We start from the raw sequence: 10196 nt of genomic DNA, 5'->3' as shown, positions 1-10196 counted from the left end.
GATGGGCCGACAAATCCGAAACAGGACAGCCGAAGCGTCAGTCAGTCGATGGGTCAGACCCACCGGCAACATCACCACGAACATCATCACTGTCAGTCGTCGACCACGACCAGGTTCCCGCCGGGGACGCGGGCGGCGAGCTCCTTCCAGAATCCGGCCCGGATCGCGTACCGGTCGTGCTCGTCGATCTGGTCGTCCTTGTGCGCGAGCAGCCCGAACCGGGCGGCGTAGCGCAGCAGCTCGCCGTCGACCCGGTGCGGGATCCGGGGGTAGTCGGGCCACAGGACGGTGAGCCGTTCGACGTCGCCGGCCCGGGTGGTCCAGCGGCGGGCGAAGACCTGGCCCACCTCGTGGGCGTCGCCGCCGATGGAGGTGATGTCCTCCTCGCGGTCGGCCCAGCGCTGCTCGGCCGTGGTGAGCTGGGCGAGGGTGGGCAGGCCGTCCCCGGCGGTGACGGCGGGCTCCTGGGCGGGCCGCTCGATCCAGCCCCGGTCGGAGGACCAGCGCAGCACCGGGCCGGTCTGGTGGCGGTCGGCGGCGGTGGCCTGCCGGTCGGCGCTGCGCCCGGCGAGGTCCTTGGGGGTGGGGACGACCTTGAGCCCGACGGCGGTGGCGGCCGGCTGGGGGCGTCCGTCGACGGCCGGGCCGGCGGCGACCGCGGTGGCGACGGCCGCGGCGGGCACCCCGGCGGCGGGACGGCCGGGCGCCGGCTCGGCGGGCAGCGGGCCGGGCAGTCCGGCCGGGGGCGCGGCGGGCGGGGCGGCGAGGATCTTGGCGATGTCGTGCCGGGCGCCGGGGGCGGGGAAGACGCTGGCGGTGTCGCGCAGGCTGAAGGATCCTTCGATCCACTCGCGGTCCAGCACCCGGCGTTCGTCGGCCTCGCCGACCAGGTCCTCGGACTGGTTGAAGTCGCCGTCGGCGGCCTGGAGCGCCCAGAGGTGGACGACCACGCCGTGCTCCTTGGCGGACATCATGCCGGGCAGCAGGTCCCCGTCGCCGGTGATCAGCACGACATCGGCGCAGGCCCGGTTGCGGGCGAGTTCGGAGAGCTCGGCGTGCATCGCGGCGTCGACGCCCTTCTGCACCCAGCGCCCCTCGGCCCGGGTGAGCGCGCCGAGCCGGACGGTGACCCGGGGCAGCACCCGCAGCCGCCGGTGCTCGGGCATCGGGCGGCGCTCGGGCGCGGCGTCGAACCAGTAGATCCGCAGCAGCGGGAGGCCGGTCTCGGCCTCGGCGCGTTCGCGCAGGGCGGCGATCAGCGCGATGTGGTCGACGGTGACCTTGGAGCGGGACGGGTCACCGGCGAGCAGGCTGGCGGCGGCGCCCAGCAGGTATCCGGCATCCACGAGGACGACACAGCGGTCCATCGCGCACCTCTTTCCGCTCGCCCTCGGGGTGGGGGCTCCGCCGGGCCGACGGTGCCGGGGTGGGCGCGCTCCGCCCGGCGGCCGGGCGGGGTGGGGTGAGGGGGTGCCCGCTGCCGCCCGATCGTTGGGTCACCTTTTCCCACTGACCCGCCCGCCGAACCTCGGGCTCCGCCGCTGTCCCGCGACAGGCCGAAGGGCCCCGTCCGGTCGTGGACGGGGCCCTTCGGTGCGATGCGGCAGGTCAGCCCCGGAGCTCGGCGGCGACCAGCTCGGCCAGCTGGACGGCGTTGAGCGCGGCGCCCTTGCGCAGGTTGTCGTTGGAGATGAACAGCGACAGGCCGTTCTCGACCGTCTCGTCGACCCGGATCCGGCCGACGTAGCTCGGGTCCTGGCCGGCGGCCTGGAGCGGGGTGGGGATCTCGCTCAGCTCGACGCCGGGGGCGCCGGTGAGCAGCTCGACCGCGCGCTCGGGGCTGATCGGACGCTCGAAGCGGGCGTTGATCTGCAGCGAGTGGCCGGAGAAGACCGGGACGCGCACGCAGGTGCCGGCCACCTTGAGCCCGGGGATGCCGAGGATCTTGCGGCTCTCGTGGCGGAGCTTCTGCTCCTCGTCGGTCTCGTTGGAGCCGTCCTCGACGATCGAGCCGGCCAGCGGGACGACGTTGAAGGCGATCGGGCGCTTGTAGACCTTGGGCTCGGGGAACTCGACCGAGGAGCCGTCGTGGGCGAGCGCGGCGGCGCCGTCGACGACCTTGGCGGCCTGGTCCTGGAGCTCGGCCACGCCGGCCACGCCGCTGCCGGAGACGGCCTGGTAGGTGGAGACGACCAGGGCGGCGAGGCCGGCCTCGTCGTGCAGCGGGCGCAGCACCGGCATGGCCGCCATGGTGGTGCAGTTCGGGTTGGCGACGATGCCCTTGGGGCGGTCGGCGATGGCCTGCGGGTTGACCTCGGAGACGACCAGCGGGACCTCGGGGTCGCGGCGCCAGGCGGAGGAGTTGTCGATGACGACGGCGCCCGCGGCGGCGGCCTTGGGGGCGAGCTCCTTGGAGGTGGAGCCGCCGGCGGAGAAGATCACGATGTCCAGGCCGGTGTAGTCGGCCGTGGCCGCGTCCTCGACGGTGATCTCGGTGCCCTGCCAGGGCAGGGTGCGGCCGGCCGAGCGGGCCGAGGCGAACAGCCGCAGCTGCTCCACCGGGCCGACGCCACCCGGGAGGCCCGCGCGCTGCGCCAGGATCTCGCGGACCACGCCGCCGACCTGACCGGTGGCCCCGACAATGCCGATCTTCATCCGTCTACTCCTCTTGATGTCGCCGTTCACGGCCGCACTCCGCCCATCATGCCTTGTCACGGGCGTCGGACGGCCGGGTATTCCATCCTGTGGTCCTCAGTGGTCCAGACCACTGAGGAGTTCCAGCGCCCGCTCGACCTCCGCCGGACCGGCCGGCAGCAGCGGCAGCCGCACGTCCGGCGTCGGGATCCGCCCCTGCGCGTGCAGCACCCCCTTGACCACCGCCGGGTTGGGCGCCGCGAAGGCCGCCACCGCCAGCCCGGCCAGCCGGTGGCCCAGTGCCCGGGCCCGCGCCGCATCCCCGGCCCGCCACGCCTCGGCCAGCTCGACCCAGTGCGCGGTGGCGAGGTGGGCGGAGGCCAGGATGCCGCCGACCGCGCCCAGCGCGAGCAGCGGTGCGAGCACCGCGTCGTCCCCGCCCAGCACCGAGAACCCGGCCGGAGCGGCGGCCAGCAGCTCCACCGCCGCCTGGTCCACCCCGCCCGTCGCGTACTTCACGCCCACCACCCCGGGCAGCGCGGCCAGTTCCAGCAGCGCGGCGCCCGACAGCTGCTGCCCGGTCCGGTAGGGGATGTGGTAGAAGACCAGCGGCACCGAACTGGCCTCGGCCAGCGCCCGGAAGTGCGCCACCGTCCCGGCCTCGCCCGGCCGGACGAAGGAGGGCACGGTGACCAGCGCGCCCGCCACCCCCGGCACCCGCCCGGCCAGCCCGGCCAGCTCCTCGGCGGCCAGGGCGGTGCCCGGCCCGCCCGCGCCGACCAGCAGCGGCACGCCCCTGGCGGCGCAGACCGCCGCGCTGACCCCGACCACCGCCTGCCGCTCGTCCGCGGTCAGCGCGGCCGGCTCGCCGGTGGTGCCGAGCGCGACCAGACCGGCCGCGCCCTCGTCCAGCAGCGAGCCGGCCAGCTTCTCCAGCGCGTCCAGCGCCACCGAGCCGTCGGCCGCGAACGGGGTGACCAGGGGGACGAGAATGCCCTTGAGTTCCATGCCCACGATCCTGCGGCCGGGCGATCCCCCAGGTCCAGTTCATGTTTCCGACGCTTCTCGTAAGCTGGGCCGATGCTCGATGTCCGACGCCTGCGCCTGCTGCGCGAACTCGCCCACCTCGGCACCATCGCCGCCGTCGCCGAGGCGCTCAGCTTCAGCGCCTCGGCGGTGTCCCAGCAGCTGTCCGTACTGGAGAAGGAGGCCGGCGTCCCGCTGCTCGAACGCACCGGCCGCCGGGTCGTCCTCACCCCCGCCGGCCGCAACCTGGTCCGGCACGCCGAGGCCGTGCTCGAACGGCTGGAGCAGGCGGGCGCCGAACTCGCCCACGCCCGCGAGGGCCTGGCCGGCCCGCTGCGGATCGGCACCTACCCGTCGGCGGCCCGCGCGATCGTCCCGGCCGTGCTCGCCGAACTGGCCGGCTGGCACCCGGGGCTGGAGCCGATGGTCACCGAGGTCGACCCGGCCGAGGTCGCGGCGGCGCTGCGGGCCGGCGAGCTGGACGTCGCGCTGGTGCACGAGTACGACCTGGTCCCGGCCGACCCGGAGCCCGGCCTGGCGATGACCCGGCCCGTCTTCACCGAACCGATGTACCTCGCCGCCCGCGCCCCCGGCACCGTCGCGGACCAGCGCGCCGAACCGTGGATCCTCTCCCCGCCCGGCACCCTGTGCCACAGCATGGCCGTCCGGGCCTGCGAGAGCGCCGGCTTCGCGCCCCGGATCCGCCATCGGATCGACGACTTCGCCACCGTGCTCGCCCTGGTGGCGGCCGGCCAGGGCGTGGCCCTGGTCCCCCACCTCGGCATCGACCGGCCCCCGCCCGGGGTCGTCCTCACCCGGCTGCCGATGTACCGCCGCACCCGCGCCGCCTTCCGGGCCGGCGCCGGGGCCCACCCGGCGATCTCCGCCTTCGTCTCCGCCCTGCACACCGCCGTCCCGGCCCCGCTGCGCAACTCCTCCTGAGCCGGGGCCGCCCGGAGCCCGGGCGGCGCCCCCGACCGCAGCGTCAGCTCCCCGTACCGCCCGCCCCGTTGGCGGCCAGACAGCTCGGCCCGAGCAGCTGCTTGAGGTCGCCGAACAGCGCCGGGTCCGACTTCACCCGGTGCCGGTCCAGCCGCAGCACCGTCGTCCGGTGCTCCTCCTCCAGCCGGACCCGGACCTCCGTCGTCCCCCGGTGGCTGCTCAGCACCTCGCCGAGCCGCGCCACCAGCGGCGGCGTCACCTTGCCGTCCGGGATGATGATGACGATCGGCGGCTCGGCGTGCGCGTTCGACAGGTCGGGGGCGGTCAGCTCCATCCCCATCAGCCGCGGCACGTCCTCCCGCTTGTCCACCTTGCCCCGGACGAACACCACCGCGTCCTCGACCAGTTGCGAGGACACCAGCTGGTAGCTGGCCGGGAAGAACATGCAGTCGATCGAGCCCGCGAGGTCCTCGACCGTCGCGATCGCCCAGGCGTTGCCCTGCTTGGTCATCTTCCGCTGGAGGCCCGAGATGATGCCGCCGATGGTGACGATCGAGCCGTCCGGCCGCTCGGCGAGCTCCGCCACCGCGCAGTCCGCCTTCTCCGCGAGCACGTGCTCGATGCCGTGCAGCGGGTGCGAGGAGACGTACAGGCCCAGCATCTCCCGCTCCTGGGCGAGCAGGAAGGACTTCTCCCACTCCTCCTCGGAGAAGACCACGTCCAGCCCGAAGGTCGGCTCGTCGCTGGTCGCGTCGCCGCCGAAGAGGTCGAACTGCCCCTCCGCCTCCTTGCGCTTGATGCCCACCACGTTGTCGATCATCGGCTCGAACTCCGCGCTCAGGCCCTTGCGGGTGTGTCCGAGCGAGTCGAAGGAGCCGGCCTTGATCAGCGACTCGACGGTCCGCTTGTTGCAGACCACCGACTCCACCTTGTCCAGGAAGTCCGGGAAGGAGGCGAACTTCCCCTTGGCCCTCCTGGTCCGGATCATCGACTCCACGACCGGCCCGCCGACGTTGCGGATGGCGGTCAGACCGAACCGCACCGTGGTGTCCCCGTGCGGGGTGAAGTCCGCGTCCGACTCGTTGACGTCCGGCGGCAGGACGTTGATGCCCATCTTGCGGCACTCGTTGAGGTAGACCGCCGACTTGTCCTTGTCGTCCTTGACCGAGGTCAGCAGGCCCGACATGTACTCGGCCGGGTAGTTGGCCTTGAGGTAAGCCGTCCAGTACGAGACCAGCCCGTACCCCGCCGTGTGCGCCTTGTTGAACGCGTAGCCGGAGAAGGGGACCAGGACGTCCCACACCGCCTGGATCGCCGCGTCCGAGTAGCCGCGCTCCCGGCAGCCCTTCTGGAACGGGACGAACTCCGCCTCCAGGATCTCCTTCTTCTTCTTGCCCATCGCCCGGCGCAGCAGGTCGGCCTGGCCGAGCGAGTAGCCGGCCAGGATCTGCGCCGCCTTCTGCACCTGCTCCTGGTAGACGATCAGGCCGTAGGTGGGCCGGAGCACCTCCTCCAGGGGCTCCTCCAGCTCCCGGTGGATCGGGGTGATCTCCTGCTGGCCGTTCTTGCGCAGCGCGTAGTTCGTATGGGAGTTGACGCCCATCGGGCCCGGCCGGTACAGCGCCAGTACGGCGGAGATGTCCTCGAAGTTGTCGGGCTTCATCAGCCGCAGCAGCGAGCGCATCGGGCCGCCGTCGAGCTGGAAGACGCCGAGCGTGTCGCCCCGGGCCAGCAGTTCGTAGGTCGGCTTGTCGTCCAGGGGCAGCTCAAGAAGATTGATCTTGATGCCCTTGTTCTTCTCGATCGCCTTGACGGCGTCGTCCATGATCGTCAGGTTGCGCAGGCCGAGGAAGTCCATCTTGAGAAGGCCGAGGCCCTCACAGGTGGGGTAGTCGAACTGCGTGATGGTGACGCCGTCGGTGTGCCGGGTCCAGACCGGGATGTGGTCGGTCAGCGGCTCGGCGGACATGATGACGCCCGCCGCGTGCACACCGGGCTGGCGGATCAGGCCCTCGATGCCGCGCGCGGTGTCGATCACCTTCCGCACGTCGGGGTCGTTCTCGTACAGCCCGCGGATCTCGCCCGCCTCGCTGTAGCGCGGGTGGCTGCTGTCCGTGATGCCGGACAGCGGGATGCCCTTGCCCATGACGTCCGGCGGCATCGCCTTGGTGATCCGGTCACCCATCGCGTAGGGGTAGCCGAGGACCCGCGAGGAGTCCTTGATGGCGGCCTTCGCCTTGATGGTGCCGTAGGTGACGATCATGGCGACCTTGTCGGATCCCCACTTCTCGGTCACGTACCGGATCACGTCACCGCGCCGGCGCTCGTCGAAGTCGATGTCGACATCGGGCATGGAGATGCGCTCGGGGTTGAGGAAGCGCTCGAAGATCAGACCGTGCGGGATCGGGTCGAGGTCGGTGATGCCCATGGCGTACGCGACCAATGAGCCGGCCGCCGAACCACGGCCGGGGCCCACCGCGATGCCCTGCCCCTTCGCCCACATGATGAAGTCCGCGACCACCAGGAAGTACGCCGGGAACCCCATCTGGACGATGGTGTCCATCTCGTACTCGGCGAGCTTCTTGTGCTCCTCGTCGTACCCGTTCGGGAAGCGCCACTCCATGCCCTGCCAGACCTGCGACCTGAAGAACTCCGCCTCCGACTCGAAGCCCTCCGGGATCGGGAAGCGCGGCATCAGGTTGCGGAACTCGAACATGCCCGCGGTGTCGACCCGCGAGGCCACCAGCAGCTGGCTGTTGCGGCAGCCCTCCTGCCAGGCGTCCGACTGGTCCAGCGCGTACATCTCGGCGGCCGACTTGATGTAGTAGCCGGTGCCGTCGAACCGGAAGCGGTCCGGGTCGGAGAGGTTCTTACCGGTCTGCACGCAGAGCAGCAGGTCGTGCGCGCCGGCGTCGGCCTCGGTGGTGTAGTGCGAGTCGTTGGTGACCACCGGCGGGATGCCGAGCTTGCGCCCGATCTCGATCAGCCCGTCCCGGACCCGCTTCTCGATGTCGAGCCCGTGGTCCATCAGCTCCAGGAAGTAGTTCTCCCTGCCGAAGATCTCCTGGTACTCGCCGGCCGACCGCAGCGCCTCGTCGAACTGCCCGAGGCGCAGCCGGGTCTGCACCTCGCCGGACGGGCAGCCGGTGGTCGCCATCAGACCGCCGGACAGCTCGGAGATCAGCTCCTTGTCCATCCGCGGCCACTTGACCAGCCAGCCCTCGGAGTACGAGCGCGAGGTCAGCTTGAAGAGGTTGTGCAGGCCCTCCTTGTTCCGGGCCCAGATCGTCTTGTGGGTGTAGGCGCCGGACGCCGAGACGTCGTCCCTCTTCTGGTGCGGCTGGCCCCACAGGATCCGCTTGGTGTTCGAACGGGACTCCGGGGCGACGTACGCCTCGATGCCGATCACCGGGGTGATGCCCGCGCCGGTGGCCTGCTTGTGGAACTCCGCGGCGCCGTACATGTTGCCGTGGTCGGTCATCGCGACATGGGTCTGCCCCAGCCGCTCGACCTCCTTGAACATCTGCTTCAGCCGGGCTGCGCCGTCCAGCATCGAGTACTCGGTGTGGACGTGCAGATGCGCGAACGGCTGATCGCTCAAGGCGGGGCCTCCGTAGGCTCGTGCTGGCAGGTGGGGGGCCGGCGAACGCGCAGGTCACGGAGGACGCCCGGAAACAATTGCGGCCCGAGCCACTCACGGGGCCCGGACCAGCACTCACACGTTCACGCTCCTACTCTAGCCTCCTGGGGCTGCCCTGTTCCCGGCCACCCGCCGAGCCTGAAGGATCCCGAATGTCGCACCAGCCGACCCCCGCCACCGACCGTGCCGAGACCATCCTCGGCGTCTTCGACACGGCCTTCGGCGACCTCCTCGCCCAGGACCCGGCGGCGTTCCGGGTGAAGTTCCGCAAGATGGCCGCCTCCGCGTTCGCCTTCTACCGGGGCACCGCCGCCCTCTACTACGCGGACCTCACCACCGCCCCGTTCGATTCCTACGGCGCGCCCTTCCTCGACGACCGCACCGGCCGGGTCTGGATCCACGGCGACCTCCACGCGGAGAACTTCGGCACCTACCTCAACGCCGAGGGCCGGCTCGTGTTCAACGTCAACGACTTCGACGAGGCCTACGTCGGCGCCTTCACCTGGGACGTCCAGCGGCTCGCCGCCTCGCTCGCGCTGATCGGCTACGCCAAGGCCCTCTCGGACACGACCATCACCGAGCTGGTCACCGCCTTCGCCGAGGCGTACCGGGCCCGGATCGCCGCCCACGTCACCTCCGGCGACGCCGACCCGTACACCCTGGACACCGCCACCGGCCCGATCCTCGCCACCCTCCGGCAGGCCCGGCTGCAGACCCGGGTCTCCCTGCTCGACGGCGACACGGTGGTCGAGGACTACGACCGCCGCTTCCGCCTCGGCGGCGGCGCGTTCGAACTGGACGAGCCCACCAAGGCCGAGGTCCTCGCCGCCTTCGAGCGGTACCTGGCCACCCTCCCGCCCTCCTCCCGGGTCAGCCCCACCGCCCTGCGGGTCAAGGACGTGGTCGGCCGCCGCGGCATCGGCATCGGCTCGGCCGGTCTCCCCTCCTACAACGTCCTCCTCGAAGGCCACACCGACGCCCTCGAGAACGACGTGATCATCTACATGAAGCAGGGCCAGACCCCGGCCGTGTCGCGTCACGTCACGGACCCGGCGATCGCCGGCTACTTCGAGCACGAGGGCCACCGCACGGTCATCTCCCAGCGCGCCCTCCAGTCCCACAGCGACCCGTGGCTCGGGTACACCACGCTGCGCGGCCGCGGCCAACTGGTCGCCGAGGTGTCCCCGTACGCCACCGACCTCGACTGGCGGGACCTCAACGAACTCCCCGACCTGCTCGCCGTCACCCGGTACCTGGGCCGCGCCACCGCCACCATGCACGCGGCGGCCGATGAATCGTCCAGCGGCCACACCCTGGTCCCGTTCTCCACCGAGCACGCCATCCACGAGGCCATCACCCGCGACGAGGCGGGCTTCACGGCGATGCTGGTCGACTTCGCCCACGCGTACGGCGCCCGGGCCCGCGCCGACCACCAGCTCTTCGTCGACCTCTACCGCAACGGCCGCATCCCGGGCCTCTAGCCCTACCGGGTCAGGGCCGCCAACCGCTCCCCGGCGGCGGCCCTGACTCCCCCAGCCTCCAACTCGTCGTCCCTGAGGTACCCCAACCTCCCCCGCACCTCGGGTCGATCCGGCGCACACCTCACCCCCAGCAGCCGCGCGTCCTCCTCGCAGTCCCAAAGACACTCCACGTAGATCCCGCCCAACCCCGCGGGCTCAATGGCCGCCAACGCCTCCAGATACCCCACCCGCTCGTGCGAGTGCGGCGTCCACAACCAGAACCGCCGCAGCAGCGACACCGCGCCCCTGGCTTCCGCCCCGAACCCCGCCAACGCCCGCGCCGTCCGCACCGGCCCGCACCAGCGCCGCTCCACCCACTCCCGCTCCAGCCGCTCCACCAGCGCCCCGACGTCGCCCTCCACCTCGACGTCCTCCTCCTCATGCCGCCCCTCCACGGCCTCAGGAAGATCGCCCCCCACCCCCGTATCCCGCGC

At 72.0% G+C, this 10196-nt stretch carries 6 protein-coding genes and 1 pseudogene; 2 read left to right on the top strand and 5 right to left on the bottom strand.

Going from position 1 to position 10196, the window contains the following annotated elements:
• Positions 1–92: 92 nt before the first annotated feature.
• From ADK60_RS17405 to ADK60_RS17395, 3 genes are all read right to left on the bottom strand, one after another.
• Positions 93–1367, bottom strand: coding sequence for an NYN domain-containing protein (locus tag ADK60_RS17405; protein ID WP_053647066.1), 1275 nt, complete (start codon positions 1365–1367; stop codon positions 93–95).
• Positions 1368–1608: 241 nt separating this feature from the next.
• Positions 1609–2655 carry an aspartate-semialdehyde dehydrogenase gene (locus ADK60_RS17400; RefSeq protein WP_053647065.1) on the bottom strand — a complete coding sequence of 349 codons (1047 nt, stop codon included), beginning with the start codon at positions 2653–2655 and terminating at the stop codon, positions 1609–1611.
• A gap of 96 nt (positions 2656–2751) precedes the next feature.
• A complete protein-coding gene (locus tag ADK60_RS17395) occupies positions 2752–3642 on the bottom strand; it encodes a dihydrodipicolinate synthase family protein (protein ID WP_053647062.1) in 891 nt (296 codons plus the stop codon).
• A gap of 72 nt (positions 3643–3714) precedes the next feature.
• On the opposite strand from ADK60_RS17395, the gene ADK60_RS17390 reads away from it, so the two are divergent.
• The gene (locus tag ADK60_RS17390; protein ID WP_053647061.1) at positions 3715–4602 is read left to right on the top strand and encodes a LysR family transcriptional regulator; all 888 of its coding nucleotides are present in this window, start codon (positions 3715–3717) and stop codon (positions 4600–4602) included.
• A gap of 43 nt (positions 4603–4645) precedes the next feature.
• On the opposite strand, the gene dnaE is transcribed toward ADK60_RS17390, so the two are convergent.
• Positions 4646–8203: a DNA polymerase III subunit alpha gene (gene dnaE / locus ADK60_RS17385; RefSeq protein WP_053647059.1), complete on the bottom strand. Its 3558-nt coding sequence runs from the start codon at positions 8201–8203 to the stop codon at positions 4646–4648.
• Between the two features lie 191 nt (positions 8204–8394).
• Here dnaE and ADK60_RS17380 point away from each other — a divergent pair, with 191 nt between their 5' ends.
• The gene (locus ADK60_RS17380; RefSeq protein WP_053647057.1) at positions 8395–9723 is read left to right on the top strand and encodes a DUF2252 domain-containing protein; all 1329 of its coding nucleotides are present in this window, start codon (positions 8395–8397) and stop codon (positions 9721–9723) included.
• Positions 9724–9725: 2 nt separating this feature from the next.
• On the opposite strand, the pseudogene ADK60_RS17375 reads toward ADK60_RS17380, so the two are convergent.
• Positions 9726–10196, bottom strand: a pseudogene (locus tag ADK60_RS17375) (hypothetical protein); the annotation flags it as partial.

Source organism: Streptomyces sp. XY431, from assembly GCF_001279805.1.
Classification (GTDB): domain Bacteria; phylum Actinomycetota; class Actinomycetes; order Streptomycetales; family Streptomycetaceae; genus Kitasatospora; species Kitasatospora purpeofusca.
Note: the sequence above shows the minus strand (reverse complement) of the source record. Positions and strands in the feature narration are given on the sequence as shown.

Bases quoted from the DNA above. Each gene is read 5' to 3' on its own strand.
- ADK60_RS17400 (WP_053647065.1), bottom strand. From the start codon at position 2,655: ATGAAGATCGGCATTGTCGGGGCCACCGGTCAGGTCGGCGGCGTGGTC.
- ADK60_RS17380 (WP_053647057.1), top strand. From the start codon at position 8,395: ATGTCGCACCAGCCGACCCCCGCCACCGACCGTGCCGAGACCATCCTC.
- ADK60_RS17390 (WP_053647061.1), top strand. From the start codon at position 3,715: ATGCTCGATGTCCGACGCCTGCGCCTGCTGCGCGAACTCGCCCACCTC.
- ADK60_RS17395 (WP_053647062.1), bottom strand. From the start codon at position 3,642: ATGGAACTCAAGGGCATTCTCGTCCCCCTGGTCACCCCGTTCGCGGCC.
- ADK60_RS17405 (WP_053647066.1), bottom strand. From the start codon at position 1,367: ATGGACCGCTGTGTCGTCCTCGTGGATGCCGGATACCTGCTGGGCGCC.